Source organism: Pseudomonas sp. NPDC087612 (assembly GCF_044743505.1).
Classification (GTDB): domain Bacteria; phylum Pseudomonadota; class Gammaproteobacteria; order Pseudomonadales; family Pseudomonadaceae; genus Aquipseudomonas.
On record NZ_JBIUWO010000001.1, the window covers coordinates 292,888 to 307,501 of the forward strand.

The 14,614-nt window shown below is 61.5% G+C and carries 9 protein-coding genes and 1 pseudogene; 9 read left to right on the forward strand and 1 reads right to left on the reverse strand.

The annotated features are described in order from the left end of the window. Positions 1 to 4: 4 nt before the first annotated feature. From ACIOVF_RS01200 to ACIOVF_RS01240, 9 genes and pseudogenes are all read left to right on the forward strand, one after another. Entirely contained in the window at positions 5 to 2,371 is a 2,367-nt protein-coding gene (locus tag ACIOVF_RS01200) for a type VI secretion system Vgr family protein (RefSeq protein ID WP_401286774.1), read from the forward strand. Then, on the forward strand, positions 2,371 to 3,240 hold the full coding sequence (locus tag ACIOVF_RS01205) for a hypothetical protein (protein ID WP_045193994.1): 870 nt from the start codon (positions 2,371 to 2,373) through the stop codon (positions 3,238 to 3,240). Before ACIOVF_RS01200 ends, ACIOVF_RS01205 begins: the two co-directional genes overlap by 1 nt. Positions 3,241 to 3,242: 2 nt before the next feature. Further along, on the forward strand, positions 3,243 to 4,799 hold the full coding sequence (locus ACIOVF_RS01210; RefSeq protein WP_401286778.1) for a type VI immunity family protein: 1,557 nt from the start codon (positions 3,243 to 3,245) through the stop codon (positions 4,797 to 4,799). Between the two features lie 217 nt (positions 4,800 to 5,016). Further along, positions 5,017 to 5,358: pseudogene (locus tag ACIOVF_RS01215) on the forward strand (DUF6708 domain-containing protein); the annotation flags it as partial. Between the two features lie 232 nt (positions 5,359 to 5,590). Next, the gene (locus tag ACIOVF_RS01220) at positions 5,591 to 6,790 is read left to right on the forward strand and encodes a DUF2169 domain-containing protein (protein ID WP_401286781.1); all 1,200 of its coding nucleotides are present in this window, start codon (positions 5,591 to 5,593) and stop codon (positions 6,788 to 6,790) included. A 174-nt stretch (positions 6,791 to 6,964) separates the two neighbouring features. Continuing rightward, the gene (locus tag ACIOVF_RS01225; protein WP_401286784.1) at positions 6,965 to 8,704 is read left to right on the forward strand and encodes a dipeptidase; all 1,740 of its coding nucleotides are present in this window, start codon (positions 6,965 to 6,967) and stop codon (positions 8,702 to 8,704) included. Between the two features lie 113 nt (positions 8,705 to 8,817). Further along, positions 8,818 to 9,468 (forward strand): hypothetical protein, encoded by a 651-nt coding sequence (locus ACIOVF_RS01230; protein WP_401286787.1) that lies wholly within the window; start codon positions 8,818 to 8,820, stop codon positions 9,466 to 9,468. 156 nt (positions 9,469 to 9,624) lie between these two features. Next, complete coding sequence (locus ACIOVF_RS01235) at positions 9,625 to 12,228, forward strand: autotransporter outer membrane beta-barrel domain-containing protein (protein ID WP_401287564.1); 2,604 nt, start codon at positions 9,625 to 9,627, stop codon at positions 12,226 to 12,228. Beyond that, positions 12,228 to 13,079, forward strand: coding sequence for an alpha/beta hydrolase (locus tag ACIOVF_RS01240; protein ID WP_258715189.1), 852 nt, complete (start codon positions 12,228 to 12,230; stop codon positions 13,077 to 13,079). Before ACIOVF_RS01235 ends, ACIOVF_RS01240 begins: the two co-directional genes overlap by 1 nt. A gap of 14 nt (positions 13,080 to 13,093) precedes the next feature. Here the strand turns inward: ACIOVF_RS01240 and ACIOVF_RS01245 are convergent, their stop codons facing one another. After that, positions 13,094 to 14,569 carry a TolC family protein gene (locus tag ACIOVF_RS01245; protein WP_045194002.1) on the reverse strand — a complete coding sequence of 492 codons (1,476 nt, stop codon included), beginning with the start codon at positions 14,567 to 14,569 and terminating at the stop codon, positions 13,094 to 13,096. Positions 14,570 to 14,614 lie beyond the last annotated feature (45 nt).

A 14,614-nucleotide genomic window follows, 5' to 3' on the forward strand; every position in this document is an offset into this window, starting at 1 on the left:
CCCCATGCCCCGCCAAAGCGACCTGCGCTTCACCTTCGAGCCCCTGCAGGGCGACGCCTTCGAGGTGGTCGAGTTCCACCTCGAGGAAGGCCTGTCCCAGCCCTTTCGCCTGAGCCTGGAACTGGCCAGCCACGACCCGGCCGTCGACTTCAACCGCGTGCTCGACCTGGCCGCGCTGTTCACCCTGTGGCGGGGCGACACCCCGGTGCGCTACGTGCACGGCCTGGTCAGCCTGTTCAGCCAGGGCGACACCGGCTTTCGCCGCACCCGCTACCGCGCCGTGCTCGAACCCAGCCTGGCGCGCGCCGGCCTGCGCTCGAACTGGCGCATGTTCCAGGGCCAGAGCGTGCCCGAGATCATCCTCGCGGTGCTCGAGGCCCAGCGCCTGAGCGAGGTCAAAACCTACCTGTGCTTCGACCATCCGCCGCGCGAGTACTGCGTCCAGGCCGGCGAAAGCGACCTCGACTTCATCGCCCGCCTGGCCGCCGAAGAGGGCCTGCTGTACAGCTTCGAGCACCGTGCCGACGGCCATACCCTGTGGCTCACCGACCGCGTCGGCGGCCTGGGCACCATCGGCACCCACGAGCACTGCCCGGTGCTCTACCAGCCGCTGGCCGGCGGCGACAGCGCCGAGCCGGCCCTGCAGCGCTTTCACTACACCGAACAGGTGCGCAGCGCGCGCCAGGTGCAGCGCGACTACACCTTCACCCACCCCTATTACAACCTGCAGCACAACGCCGTCGGCGCCAGCGACCTCGACCACCAGCACAGCGACTACGAACGCTACGACTACCCCGGCCGCTACAAGCGCGACGCCAGCGGCAAGCCCTTCACCAAAACCCGCCTGACCGCCCTGCGCAGCGACGCTCGCCTGGCCCATATGGAAGGCGATGACGCGCGCCTGCAGCCGGGCCTGGCCTTCGACCTCAACGACCACCCGCGCGAAGACTTCAACGACCGCTGGCGCACCATCGCCATCGAGCACCACGGCACGCAGCACAGCAGCCTGCTCGAAGAGGCCTTCGCCAGCGACAGCGGCACCGCCTACCGGCTCAGCGCCAGCGCCATCCGCTGGGACGCCGACTGGAAAGCGCCGCTACGGCCCAAGCCGCGCATCGACGGCCCGCAGATCGCCAGCGTGGTCGGCCCGCCGGGCGAAGAGATCTACTGCGACGAATGGGGCCGGGTCAAAGTCAGCTTCCCCTGGGACCGCGACAGCCACCAGGACGACCACAGCTCCTGCTGGATCCGCGTCGCCCAGGGCTGGGCCGGCGCCACCTGGGGCGCCATGGCCATCCCCCGGGTCGGCCAGGAACTGATCATCAGCTACCTGGACGGCGACCCCGACCAGCCCATCGCCACCGGCCGCGCCTACCGCGAAACCAACCTGCCGCCGTATCAACTGCCCAAGCACAAAACGCGCATGACCATCAAAAGCCGCAGCCACAAGGGCCAGGGCTTCAACGAGCTGCGTTTTGAGGATGAGCTGGGGCAGGAAGAGGTGTTCATCCATGCCCAGAAGGACAAGAACGTTCATATCAAACACAACAATGGGGTGTTTGTTGGCAATGATCGCAGTGAGAAGGTCGAGCGCGATGAGCAGATCGAGATCGGCCACGACCGCAGCGAACGGGTCGGTAACGATGAGCGGGTTGAGGTTGGGCAGGATCAGCATTTGCAGGTGTGGCGTGATCGCTTTCAGACCATTGGCCGCAACCACTCGCTCAACATCGGTGGCGATCGTATCGAGGAGGTAGCCAACAATCGAGTAGAGAAGATTGCCGCTGACTATCACTCCGAAGTTGGAGGCAACGCCCAACATTCGGTGAGAAACGCCTATCAGCTGTCTGCCCGCCACAGTATCGAGCAAAAGACTACCCGCTTCGAAGTTGCCGCAGGCGAGCGAATCGAGCTCAAGGCCGCTGGCGGGAGTATCACCATCGATTCCAGGGGCATCACCCTCGACGGATTGACCATCCATTTCAAGGGAACGGTGACCTGCGATGCAAACGGATCGGGTAATTCGTTTACCCATGCACCTCCCTCTCCCGCTCCACTCGGCAATTTCTTGGGCCGCTACACACTGGTGAAGAACGATCAACGCGCCTTCTCAGGTTACCGGTACCGCATCAGTACTGGCGCGAGCGTACTCGCCGAAGGCTTGACCCGCACTTCAGGCGAAACCGATTGGGTGACAACCGAGAACATCCAAGCCGTGCAGGTCCATAAGGCCGTCATGCGTGAAGACCAACGGATAACCGAGGACTGGCAGTCAAAAGTGGCTGCGATCGACTGGCAAGCTGCTGAGTACAGTGCCGATGAATTGTTTCCGGACGCATTGATTGACTATTACATGGGAGTAGATGACTGATGCCAGCCCCCGCCGCTATTGCGCGTGTCATCGAGGCCGCCTATCGCGCCTACAGGGCGCATCAGGTTTCTGAGGCAGTAAAGAGCGCAGCAGATCTGGCCGAATTCGCGCACGAGATTACTGAACGCAGAAACAAGATCAAGCAAGTGCTTCAAACCACCATAGAGAAGATGGCGCAGGAAGTTGACACCAAGAGTTCAACCTTTGCTCAAGTCGACCACGGTGGTAATAGCACCGTATCCAGAAGAGGCAATGAAAATATAACGTTCAAGGAGTTCATTGAGCGCAAGGTTCCCTTTCGCCCTGCCATTAGCCAGGTGTGTACCACTGCGTTGCAAATACCCATCAAAACACCTCGACGGATTCGCAAGAAGATGGGTGATGAATTGGTCAACAGCACAATCGAGATCGCACTCAAGCAACTCACTGCCTCGTTGTTTTTCGAAGCCATTGACGAAGCGCTGGACTGGCACAGCCCACTCAAGGCAGAACCCAATTACAACCGTGCTAGCAGCAAAGCTCTGCTGGGTGAACCACCGACACGGCCCAAGCGCTTTGGCAAGGTGACGTCATTCTGGCCGCGACCTCGGGGAAGCCTTGCACCGGACTTGGTGGTAGTCGAGTACCGACAAGAACCCTTTGAAATCGAAAACGTTTTTGCGGCAGTCGAAATCAAGTTCCCCAGGGATTGGGCCAAGGCGATACAGATAAAGGAATACGTCGACCTCATGACGCCAAAATCCGGGGTGAATCGAGAGAAGATCGGCAAAGAAAAAGTAGCACTGCTGCGGGTTCCGGAAGATTGCACTGGCTTCGAAGCGGAAGAAAAGAAAAAAACTGTACAGAAAGGCAAAGGTGGAAGGAGCTAGCCATGAGCACTACGCACGAACTATTTGATGACGAAGAGCGCCGCGACTTTATTGATTTACTCAAGGAGTGGCCAAATTCATATTGGGGGACAGATGAGGCTCGGCACAGTATCAGCCCATTTATAACCTTCTATTTCTTACCCAAAGAAGAAGAAAACAAAGAAATTTCAGCACTGTTAGTTGATATTCACGAGGAGTTTGAACAGCTGGCCGGGTACCCCTATAGCATCTTCATGCACGGCGCCGCTGCACGCCCTCGTCGCTATGATGCATTGCACCGCCCTGACCTTAGAAAACTGGCCAGCAAGACTGAGCCGTACGAATACTTTGTCTTCGAGTTCACCGATGAAGAAAACCATGCCTCTTCACCGACGACGGCCGGCTACTTTTGGCGCAGCAAGTTCAAAGCGGCCGACTGGAAAACAGCCTATTCATCGATTGTCTTTTACTACCGCTGGCAGTGGTGGCTGGACAACCGCGAGGCGTGGCGCACATTTGTGCTCAAGACCATCGACCGGCTCAAAGCCGACCAGGTCTATAGCGGCTTTGCCATGGCCAACCCGCTGGAGTTCGGCACACGTGCCGCCGTCACCACCTGGGAGCGCGCCTTGACACCTGCGTTCTACGGCTTGGATATCGATTACCCGTTCGGAATGGACAACGAGTTACTCAACGGCATTCGCCCGCCCACGTGGGCCTTTTTGCTCGCCGACCCCTGGCGCGAGAAACTTGACCTGACGCGTGAGCAAGTGCACAACGCCCTGGCGCACCCGCGCATCAGTATCACCGAATTGCAATGCGGCCTATGGATCGAACTGGGCGAACAACCGGAGCTCTATCCCGCCGAGTATGGCGTGCCTGAGTTGCCAATGCTGTTGAACAAATTGTTAAAGCCCATTCGCTACGACGACTTGGGCTTATTGGGATTTGGTCAATGGGACGGCGATCCTAACGAGCGCTTCACCGATGCGGACGGCCGTCGCTGGATGGGCCGCTTTGATGCCGACAGCGACTGGCCTACACCCTTCATGCGCGTTGGCGCGCTGCCGACGAAGACGTGCACTCTACCCCCTGCACCGGCATGCGCCGTCGCCGGTATGCCATGCCTCCAAGCCGGGGTTTGGCGCATGGTCGGCCAGGCGGACAGCCGCCGAGTGTTTGAACAGGGGGACATCCTGCCCCACTTGAGCAATGAGTCGGATGACGGCTTTGTTATCTGGCAGCGCGACCCCGACCAGACCCCGCCGGAACCGGCTCGTTACGCCAACAGCCATGAGCCAGCTCCTCGCGCAGGGCGCTGGGAACTTGAGAGCGACCCGTGCGTGTCATGCGAACTGCGCGTGAATGATCTGCTCCCGCTTCATGCAGATCAGATTGTGCGCTGGCGCTGGCTTGGCTTCGGGCTTCGTGTACTCAGTGGGTCACTGTGTCCATATCCTGGAACATGGGTATGTGAGTACAAAACTGGCAGCAAGCGCTTTTTCGAATACGAGGCCCCTATGCCGACCATAGACGGCGAAAAAGTCGTCTGGTTTTGGTTGACCCTATCGCCCCTGTGAGACTTGCTACTTGGTGATCATTGACTGCAACAACCACTCGCTACAGCCCAAGCAGAACGTACAAGCCGCGACCAAAACGCCATAGAGAGCACTTTCCAATGTACATATTCGACGACGCTATGAAATATAGTCCACCCTTTCTCGACAATCCGGCTCCAGGGCGCAAGTACGACCTGCCACGTCCGAACCAGCCACCAACTATGGAGCTGCCTGGGGGGTACTCCCGGTAGCATACGATTGGGATGACCTCCACGCAGAAGCCTGTAGAGGCTGTGTTCCTGGAACAGCCAGAGTAGAGAACATAACAATTAGTGTTCTTAAGCCAGGTACAAACGAGGTATTAGATCGTTTCCCGTTTTCCTGTGACATTCTACAAGGCGAAATGTACTGGGCCATGGCCCAACTATTCATGCAGCAAGGCCCGCAGGCATTACCCCACTTCACTCGCCCACCCCGGGACTGGAACAACGAAAAGGTCACCTTCAATCTCACCCGCCGCCTCGCGCCCAAGGTGAAATGGCCGGAAGATCTGGACCTGGAATCACGGACGGCCCCTTGATGCCCGTAAAAGAAACAGCCCCTAGTCAACAAAAATCCAGATCTCATCCGACATATCTGACAGACAAAAGCAAAGAGCTATGTAGGACGCTTCTGATTTCTATCTCGTCTCTTGAGGCACCAAGCCCCACCCACCTAGATTCCCCTGACGCGTCCCCTGCAGCCTCAGGCTCAGGCTCAGAGCGCTACCCCAATCAACGGCAAGGATGTCGACATCAATTCAAGGACCCACGATGGAATTTCACAACCAGACGCCCTTTGCCGCGGTGTGTTTCAGCGCGCTCGACCCGCGGGGCAACGAACATCCCGTGGTGGTCATCAAGGTTGGTTATCGCCTGCTGCCGATTGCCGGCCAGCCGGGGCACTGCAGTGCCGAAGTGATGGCTGAGGAACCGGCCCTGCTCTGCGCCGCCGATCGCTACTTCGGTGAACAAGGCCGCAGCAGTGTCTATGAAGAAAGCGACCTGGCGCCGTTCAAACCGCGCTGCGATGTGATCGTCAACGGCCATGCCCACGCCCCCGGCGGCGAACCGGCAACGTCCTGGACCGCCGGCATCCGCTTGAGTGCGCCTCAGGGCGAAACCGCGTGCGACATACTGCTCGACAAACAGCTGCGTTTCAGCGGCCCGCGCTACTTTGAACACGGTCTGTTCAGCGGCTGGCGCCTGTCTGCCGCGGAGCCGGCCACCTGCGTGCCGCTGCGTTGGGAGTATGCCTTTGGCGGCAGCAGCGTGTTGGCCAACCCCGGCTACCCGGGCACCAGCGCCGAGCCCTACCTGCTCCATCAGGTCTGCTACAGCAACCCCCTGGGCCGGGGCTGGATCGAAAAGCGTCACGAAAAACACGCCTGGTCCCTGCAAACGCCACTGCAACGCCTGGCAGCCCCGCAAATCGAAACACTCGAGCGGCCAGTGACCCACCTGCACATCACTCACCACCCGGACGGCGACATCAGTGCGGCCGACATGGCCCAGCTGTCGGCCACCTACGGTTACTGCCCGGCAGGCTTCGGGGTGGTGGGCCGGGACTGGGCACCACGCCTGGCCCTGGCCGGTACCTATGACAAGACCTGGCAGGCAAAGCCCTGGCCCGGGCTACCCGCCGACTTCGACTTTGCCTACTGGAACGCTGCCCCTATCGACCAGCAAATCGACTTTCTTCCCGCCAGGCTGCGCATCGAACTGTTCAACCTCACGGCTCCAGCCCTGGGCCACAACGGCCAACTCTGCGTCGAACTGCCCGCGCACCGGCCCTTCGTGCTGATGCACCTGCGCAGTGGCGAAGTCCTGGCGCTGCCCCTGTTCACCGACACCCTGCACATCGATACCGATGCCATGACCCTGTCGTTGACGCACCGGATCAGCCTGCCCCGCCCGGATGACATCGAGGCACTGGAGGCCTGCTTCGAAGCCGAGCCGTGCACGGCTGACTGAAAACTCCACGCCATCCCCTCCCGACGCTTTTTCGTTTCTGCGTCGCTTTTACGTTTCTGTGCGACACATCCCACTTCAGGCACTCCCGTACCAGGCCCTCATGGTGGTAGCTTGGAAATGTTTTGTTGCACCCATCCTTTCTCATTATTTGCCTGCAAAGGAATGCCCCCCGCAATGAATTTCGCCCTGAAAAAACTGGCTGCGGCCACCTTGATGCTGGCTGGCCTGGCGTCAATCACCACGCCTGCCTATGCCAACATCACCCCACAGCAAAGCGCGGCCATTCTCAAGAGCTTCAGCGACACTTCGGTCAAGGACTTCCGCCAGTTCCTCGCCAGCCTGGCGAAAAGCGAACTCGGCAAGGCCGACAAACTCGACCAGAGCATCGCCGCCTTCCTCGCCAACCAGCAACTGACGGCTGAACAACAGAACGAAATCCATCGCCTGCTGGGCATCTATGCGCGGGTCAAGTACGGCGATGCGGCCACCCAGACCCTGCGTGAGCTGGTGGCCATCCCGACCTTCCGGGTCGACGGCGTCGAGCAGCACGACAACCCCGAGTTCATCAAGATCGCCGAGAAGATCAAAGGTCTGGCCAAGGCTTTCAACCTGAACTTTCGTAACATCGACAACCGTGTCTATGAGATTTCCCTTGAAGGCAAAGGCGATGAAGTGGTCGGCATCCACGCCCACGCCGACGTAGTACCGGTGACGCCAGAGAACTGGGTACTCAAGGACGGCACCCGCCTTGACCCGTTCAAGGTCACCCTGATTGGCGATCGCATGTACGGCCGCGGCACCGAAGACGACAAAAACGGCATCGTCGTGGCGATGTACGCGATGAAGATCATCAAGGAAGAAAAGCTGCCACTGGCGCGCAACTTCAAGCTGCTGGTCGACACCACCGAAGAGACCACCGGCGACGCCATCCCCTACTACTTCGAACGCAACCCCACGCCCAACTACAACCTGGCGCTGGACGGTGGCTACCCGGTGGTGATCGCCGAGAAAGGCTACGGCACGGTCATGGCCAGCTTTGCCCGACGCGCAGGCGAAGGCAACGGCGCTGAAATCACCACCCTGAGCGGTGGCCTGGCCACCAACCAGATCCCTTCGACTTCGGTGGCGACCCTGGTGACCGACAACTCCGCCGAACTGGCAGCCAGCCTGCAAAAAGCCGGCGCTGAGTACGTCAAGGCCAATGGCGGCAATTTCGAGGTCAGCGCCAAGGTCGACGGCAAGGATGTAAAGCTGACCGTCACTGGCGTCTCGGCGCACTCCTCTGAACCTGAGTCCGGGGTCAACCCGGTGGCGCGGATGCTCGGCTTCATCAACGGCCTTGATGGCAAGGTTGCGCTCAAACACAACCACATCACCGACGCCGCTCGCTACGCCGCCGACAACTGGGGCCTGGACTACCTGGGCGGCAAACTGGGCGTGGGTTTCTCCGACAGTTTCATGGGCCCGCTGACCACCTCGCTGACCTACGTTGGCCTCGATGACAAAGCCTTGAAACTGGCGGTCAACCTGCGGGTGCCAAAGGGCAAAAGCCCGCAATCCCTGAAGAGCGAAATCGCCGGCAAGCTGGATGCATGGAGCAAGCAGAGCCACATCAGCCCGACCTTCGACTACTCGATCGCCGAGCCGATGTACCGCAACCCCGAGGGCGAGTGGGTCAAGGCGCTGCTGGCGGTTGCCAGCGAGAACCTGGGCATGAAGCACGAATTCGGCACCTCCGCAGGCGCCACCTCGGTGCATGAACTGCCCAACGGCGTGCAGTTCGGCCTGGCCATGCCCGACGTCAAGTACACCGGGCATAACGACAACGAGTTCAAGACGGTGGAGCAGTTCCTTCTGGACCTGCAGGTGGTGACGGAAATGATGGGGCGTGTCGGGCAACTGCCCAAGCTCTGACCCATGCAGCAGGCCCGCTGTTGTGGCGGGCCTGCCTTGCGCAGTTTGTTAGACGCTATCGCACCACTTGCAGGTTATGATCCACCAACGTCCCTCCATGGAATGGATAAAACATGCACAAGCCCCCACCCAGGTCACGATTGCTCAGGGCCGCAGTGTCTGCACTGGCCATCGCCAGCATCAGTGGCTGCCTGACCAGCAAGTTGTACGAGCCGCGAGCCAGCGATGAAGTCTATACCGAGCAGGTTGGCCAGCTCTATGTGACGGCAGACCAGAAGAGCTTTGTGGTGCTGGGCAAAAAGTACCATTACTTCATCCTCGTCGAACCCGCGCTGTTGCAGGCGATTCGCTCAGGGTTGCATGCCAGGATGCAGGCCGAGTTTCTGCCGGTTCACGTCAGCATGTATGAAACCCTGGACGGCGAGTTCGAGCTCAGGATTCCCGGGCTTGCGCAACTCCAGGCACATGAGATCAACGAGGCAAAAGCGCTGGGCTTTATGGCCTCAACGCAACAGGACGCCCTGGTGCGTCGCTACAAAATTCAAGGCAGCCGATTCGAGGCGAGAAAGGACATCAGCGCCCTGGAGGGCAACACGCTGAACAGCACCTACACCCTTCAGGTTTCGGCCTACAGGGAAAAGAGCAAGGTCACCCAGGTGCTGCTGACACCGGTCACTGTCACTGCGGATGGCGTGTTGATGATCCTCGCCGTGCCGCTGCTGCCGGTGGCGTTCATGGCGGCGCAACCGTTCCGGGTCAAATAGCACTTGTACAGGCAAGTGATATCATTTTGACGTCAACTAATTTACCATCGCCGCGCTCTTCTGCGTGGCCCTGTCTTTTTGTCAGCGCAAGGTCCAGCCCCGCACGGAAGCGAAGCACTTAAAACGCCGCTAAAGGAATGAACCGTGACCCCCGTGATGTTCCGCAAAACCCTGCTCGCCCTGGCCGTAACCGCCACCGCCCTGCCCGCCCTCGCTGAAACCGTGCAACTGACCAACGCCGGCTTCAAAAGCGAGCACCAGCGCTACAGCGGCAACCTCGAGATCAACGGCGCCTACAGCGGCGGCAGCGACGAAGATGCCATCGAGCTCAATGGCTCGAGCATCGAGAAAGACCTGATTCTCAACGCAACCATCAACAGCACCGGCGACTTCGCCGGCGGCGTCGATATGGACGTGTGGGAAGGTACGCAGCCGTGGGTGGCCAACAGCGTTGGCGGCGACGTGATCAACAAGGGCAGTATTTCTGCCATCGGCGGTGGCGCCAACGCGCTGATGATCGACCCGGCCAAGATCGGCGGTAGCGTCATCAACGAAGGTTTGCTGTACGCCGAAGGTGCGCCATTGAGCGACGACGGCGGCCGTGATGTTGCCCGCGCCGTGGATTTCTCCGGCTCGTCGGTGATCAAGGGCGACCTGCTCAACGCCGCCAGCGGCAAGATCATCGCCAAGGGCGAAGATGCCAAAGGCATCAACCTGGAAGGCGGCGAGATCGTCGGCAAGGTCATCAACCGCGGCCTGATCGAAGTCACCGGCGCCGGCGCCACCGGCATCGACGCCACCACCAGCGGCTCGGGCATGTACACCGACATGGTCGACCTGGCCGGCATCGAGAACCACGGCACCATCATTGCCAATGGCGACGACGCCGAGGGCATCCGCATCGACGGCGCCAGCTTCACCGGCATGAACAACCACCTGGTCAACACCGGCACCATCCGCGCCGAAGACGCCGCCATCGCCATCGGCTTCAGCGACTTCGACAGCCCGGGTGCCCAGCCCTGGTACAAAGCCGAAGGCGACTTCAACATCTTCAACAGCGGTTCGATCATCTCTGCCGACGAAGCCATCGACGCCTCGCAAAGCAACCGCCCGGTCGAGCTGATCCTGCGCAAAGGCAGCGTCATCGTCGGCAACCTGATCGACCTGAGCAACATCGAGATCGAAGGCGACACCTCCTTCACCGGTACCGACAGCCGCGCTGACGGCGCCAACATCCGCATGAAAGATGGCGGCTGGATCGATGTCGGCGGCCTCAGCGAAGACCTGAAAACCACCCTGACCTTCGAAGCCCCGCACACCAGCATCGACGGTAACCTGTACGTCGCCGGCAACTCGGCCCTGGGCCTGAACCTGAGCAGCGCCACCGACGCCAACCGCGCCGTGCTCAAGGTCAGCGGTACCACTCAGTTCGGCCAGGGCGCCCAGTTGCAACTGGCGGCCAAGGGCGAAGACTTCAACGCCAATGGCAGCCGCTACACCCTGCTCCAAGCCGGCCAGATCGAACTGCTGGGCGCCGACGGCGAAACAGTCGACCCCAATGGCAAACTCAACCTGGTCAGCAGCTCGGCGCTGCTCAAGGTCGACAGCTTCACCGTCGACAACAACCAGGTGGTGGCCGTGGTCACCGGCAAGGGCAAGGAAGAAGTCGAACAGATCATCACCAACCAGGGCGGCTCGGCCAACAGCCAGAAAGCCCTGGGCAGCCTGACCGCCGACGGCATGATCAGCAAGCTGGCCAACAACGACCCGTTCAAGCAGGCCCTGCTCAACGCCGACGAAGCCCAGGTCGCCAAGCTCGCCTCCGAGCTGACCCCGGAAACCAACGGCGGCGCGACCCAGGCGGCCACCACCAGCCAGAACCTGGTCAGCAACGTCACCGGCAGCCGCACCAGCTCGCTGCGCGGCGCCTCCTCGGGTGAAGGCTTCAAGGAAGCCGGTGTCTGGGTGCAGTCGCTGTACAGCGATGCCAGCCAGGACCTGCGTGACGGCGTGGCCGGCTACAACGCCTACAGCCGCGGTATCGCCGTCGGTGCCGATGGCAAGCTCAACGACAACCTGACCCTGGGCCTGGCGTACAGCTTCATCAACACCGACGTCAACGGCAAAAGCGGCAACCAGACCGAAGTCGACAGCCATGCTTTCACCCTCTACGGCGGTTTCGAGCACGGCAACTACTTCGTCGATGCCAGCCTGACCTACGGCTTCAACGACAACCAGAGCAAGCGCAGCATTGCCGGCACCCAAGCCAAGGCCGACTATGACAGCGACCTGCTGGGCCTGAACCTGGTCGGTGGCTACACCTATCACATCAACCCGCAAGTGCTGGTCGAACCGCGCCTGGCGGCCCGCTACAGCCTGGTCAACATCGACGGCTACCGTGAAAAAGGCTCTTCGGCAGCGCTCAAAGTCGAAGACCAGCGCTATGAAGCCATCGAGCTCGGTGCCGGGCTGCGCGTGGCCGGCAGCGTCGCCCTGGGCGCCGGTACCCTGGAGCCGCAAGCCAAGCTGATGGCGTATCACGACTTCGCCGCTGACGAAGCAAAAAGCACCTCGACCTTCCTGCTCGGCAGCACGCCGTTCGTGACCAGCGGTGCCAAGGCGGCGCGTGACAGCTATGAAGCCGGCGTGGGCGCCGACTACAAGCTGGGCGCGGTAACCCTGGGCGTCAACTACGACTACATCGGCAAGTCGGGCTTCGATGCCGACGTGTTCTCGGCGAAAGTCCGTTACGACTTCTGATGAGTCAACACCTTGCCGGCCCACGCCCGTGGGCCGGCGTCGGTCGAACCTTGGGGGCGCTGCTGGTCAGCGCCCTTCTTGGTGCCTGCCAATCCCCCTTTCAAGCGCTGCAGGAGCTGGCTGAACAGCACGGTCGCCACGTACAAATCGTGCCGGGCCAGGCATTCCCGCTGGTCCTCTTGCCGCCGTCTGAGCAACGCCCCACCGAGCGCCTGCGGGTGTACCTGGAGGGCGACGGCCATGCCTGGGCCACGGCTAGCCAGCCGAGCCTCGACCCCAGCCCGCGCAACCTGCTGGTGGCGCGCCTGGCGATCAATGATCCAGCCCCCAACGCCTACCTTGCCCGGCCCTGCCAGTTTGTCTCGGCTGCAGGCTGCACGGCGGCGCTGTGGACCGATCGGCGTTTTTCCCAGGAGGTGGTGACCAGCCTCAGCCAGGCCCTGGACCGGCTCAAGCAGCGCGTTGGCAATCGCCAGTTCGAGTTGGTGGGCTATTCAGGTGGTGCGGCATTGGCCGTGCTGCTGGCCGCGCAACGGGACGATGTCGCGCAGATCCAGACCCTTGCCGGCAATCTTGATCCAGGCTTATGGGTACAGCTTAAAGGCTTGTCGCCCCTGAACGGTTCGCTCGACCCGATGGTCTATCGCCAACGCCTTGTAGCATTGCCCCAGCGCCATCTGCTGGGCGGCCGCGACCAGGTGATCAGCGCCGAGATCAGCGCCAGTTTTCGCGGCACGCAGGCCTCCAGCCGGTGCAATCAACGGGTGATCATCCCGGCTGCAACCCACGAGCAGGGTTGGGAGACCGCCTGGGCGCTTTGGCAAGGCCAGGCGATCGGGCCCTGCCCCTGAACCCAGGCATCGCCTCACTGTGCCCAGCGCGCCTCGCTGTTTTGTAGCGCCGAGGCAATGGTCGCCAATTTGCCGTCCGGCAGGGTGTCCGGCAACAGGTCGGTACCGGAGCTGACGTACAACTGCGCATAGGCATTACGCAATTCGGCATACGACAGGTCGCGCTTCAACTGTGTCTGCAGGTTGTTCAGCTCGCCCTGGATCAGCTCCAGCTCACCAATGTTCTGGGTCTGGTAGCGGTTGCGCAGTTGCTCGGCGATCTGCCCGTCGAGTGCCGCCAGCTCTTCGCTGGTGCGAAACTGCCGCGCGGCCTCGTTGTAGTTGGCGTTGGCCACGTACAACTGCGCCAGCACCGCCATCGACATCGCCTGGCGGCGCGCCGCCGCGACGTCTTCGCCGGCCTTGGCGACCTTGATGGCCGCCGGGGCCGAAAGCACGTTGAACAGGTTCCAGGTCACCTTGACGCCGTAATCCGCCCAGCTCTGGTTGACCAGGAAGGAGTTGCTGTCGTAGTGCCCGCCGGCCGAGAACTCCAGCCCCGGCAGCAGGCGCAGCATGGCCTTGCGGGTTTCGGCGGCACTGATCCGCGCCTGGTAGTCCTGCTCGCGCAGTTCCGGACGGCTGGCCAGGGCCTGTTGCTCCAAGCGCGTGAAGTCGCCCTTGAACTGCGGCACCGTGTAGCCCTCTTCCGGCGCCAGGCTGAAGTCGGTGTTCAGCGGCAGGTTGATCAGCGCCGCCAGTTCCGTCTTGGCCAGCGACAGCGCGCGGCGCTGCTCTTCGAGCTGGCGGGTCGCCTCGATCAACGCACGCTGGTAGCTGAGCGACTGCACCGGGTCGCCAATGCGCTGGCTGCTCATGTGCTGGCTGTTGTCCCGGGCCTGGGCCACGCGGCCCATCAGGCTGTCGATCTGGGTCAGCAGGCGCTGCGCCGCGACCGCCCGCCAATAGGCCGAGCGCACGTCCTGGGTGATGGTGTGGATGACCTTGCGGCGCCGTTCCTGGAGGATCAGGCGCTGGTCGGCCTGCTGCTTGGCACTGACGTAGCTGACACCGAAGTCCAGTACGTTCCAGACCATGGTCAGGTCCGCCACTTCACGGTCGCGGTCCTGGGAGGTCGACGGCTCCAGGGACTGGGTACCGGTCTGCACGCTCTGGCTGCTCGAAGCGCTGACATTGTTGCGCCCGGCGTAGCCGGCTTCCATGGCCATGCGTGGCAGCATGTCGAAGCGCGCCAGGTCGACCTGGCGCTTGGCCAGGGCTTCTTCCATGACCTTAAGGCGTGATTCGAGGTTGTACTTGACCGCCCGGGCCATGGCCTGGTGCAGGGTCAGCGGGCCGTTGAGCGGCTCCTGGTCCTTGAACATACTGACCAGGTCGGTGCGCGCGCGCTCCTCGCTGATGCTGCGCTCGATCGGTTCGCTGGTAACCGCACATCCGCTGATTGCCAGCGCCAGCAAGCTGGCGCTGAACAGTTTCTGACTTTTTTTCATCCTTGGGCCGCCCCCTGGTACGGCTCGATCATCTCTGAATAAGTG

Coding starts and splice junctions, on each gene's coding strand:
- ACIOVF_RS01205 (WP_045193994.1), top strand. CDS start 2,371: ATGCCAGCCCCCGCCGCTATTGCGCGTGTCATCGAGGCCGCCTATCGC.
- ACIOVF_RS01230 (WP_401286787.1), top strand. CDS start 8,818: ATGCACAAGCCCCCACCCAGGTCACGATTGCTCAGGGCCGCAGTGTCT.
- ACIOVF_RS01225 (WP_401286784.1), top strand. CDS start 6,965: ATGAATTTCGCCCTGAAAAAACTGGCTGCGGCCACCTTGATGCTGGCT.
- ACIOVF_RS01200 (WP_401286774.1), top strand. CDS start 5: ATGCCCCGCCAAAGCGACCTGCGCTTCACCTTCGAGCCCCTGCAGGGC.
- ACIOVF_RS01220 (WP_401286781.1), top strand. CDS start 5,591: ATGGAATTTCACAACCAGACGCCCTTTGCCGCGGTGTGTTTCAGCGCG.
- ACIOVF_RS01235 (WP_401287564.1), top strand. CDS start 9,625: ATGTTCCGCAAAACCCTGCTCGCCCTGGCCGTAACCGCCACCGCCCTG.
- ACIOVF_RS01245 (WP_045194002.1), bottom strand. CDS start 14,569: ATGAAAAAAAGTCAGAAACTGTTCAGCGCCAGCTTGCTGGCGCTGGCA.
- ACIOVF_RS01210 (WP_401286778.1), top strand. CDS start 3,243: ATGAGCACTACGCACGAACTATTTGATGACGAAGAGCGCCGCGACTTT.
- ACIOVF_RS01240 (WP_258715189.1), top strand. CDS start 12,228: ATGAGTCAACACCTTGCCGGCCCACGCCCGTGGGCCGGCGTCGGTCGA.